This window comes from Actinomycetota bacterium, assembly GCA_030682655.1.
Lineage (GTDB): Bacteria > Actinomycetota > Coriobacteriia > Anaerosomatales > JAUXNU01 > JAUXNU01.
This window is the reverse complement of record JAUXNU010000035.1, coordinates 1-1,118: the sequence shown is the minus strand read 5'-3', so window position 1 is coordinate 1,118 and position 1,118 is coordinate 1. Positions and strand designations below refer to the sequence as shown.

Genomic DNA, 1,118 nt, shown 5'->3' with positions numbered 1-1,118 from the left:
GCGATCTCCTCGGCCGGTGCGACATAGGAGAACTTGTCCACAGCGGCACGGGTCCGATAGGTCTCCACAATCCGCGTAAGTTGGTCTGGCGTGAGCGTGTTCTGGCTCTTGCCGGGTGCGAACTCCTTGCTGGCGTCGATGAAGACGACGTCGGTGCAGTCCTCGCGTGCGCCACCCTTCTCGCGGGAACGGTCGAACACGAGGATCGCCACCGGGATTCCGGTCGTGGGGAAGAGGTTGCCGGGAAGCCCGATGACCGCGTCGAGCAGGTTCTCCTCGATCATGTGCTGCCGGATGCGCTTCTCGGCCTGCCCGCGGAAGAGGACGCCGTGAGGGACGACCACCGCGACCCGGCCCGCACGTTCGCGCGCGACCTCCACCATGTGGGTGATGAACGCCCAGTCACCCCTGCTCTTGGGCGGGATGCCCCGCCAGTAGCGGTTGTAGCGGTCGTTCGCAGCTTCCTCGGCACCCCATTTGTCCAGCGAGAACGGCGGGTTGGCCACCACCACATCGAACCGCATGAGACGGTCGTTCTCCACGAGCAAGGGGCTGTTGAGCGTGTTGCACCACTCGATGCGCGCACTGTCCGCCCCGTGGAGGAACATGTTCATGCGGGCGAGTGCCCACGTCGAGCCGTTGGCCTCCATGCCGTAGAGCGCGAAATCGCTGCCCCCCACCGTCCGTGCCGCTTCGATAAGAAGACCGCCCGAGCCACATGCCGGGTCGCAGATCTCGTCACCGGACTCGGGCGCGGCGAGCTTAGCCACGAGTTCGGAGACAGCGTGGGGTGTGTAGAACTCGCCGGCCTTCTTGCCCGCATCGGCCGCGAAGCGCTCGATGAGGTAGATGTAGGTGTTGCCGATGACGTCCTCGGAAACCCGGCCGGGGCTCATGTCGAGCTCGGGCTTGTGGAAGTCCTCGAGGAGCATCTTGAGGCGACGGTTACGGTCGCGCGTCTTGCCGAGATTCGCCTCGCTGTTGAAATCGATGTTGCGGAACACGCCATCGAGCTTCGCCTTGTTGGCGTCCTCTACGGCGTCGAGCGCGATGTTGATGAGCTCGCCGATGTTGTCCGCGGCGCGCTGCTGGTACAGCTCGTAGTAACTCGCGCCCTT

General features: G+C 64.7%; 1 protein-coding gene. It reads right to left on the bottom strand.

Annotation, left to right across the window (positions count from 1 at the left end):
• Positions 1 to 1,118 (bottom strand): class I SAM-dependent DNA methyltransferase (locus Q8K99_02040; GenBank protein MDP2181336.1); only part of this gene is annotated, 1,118 nt, incomplete at both ends.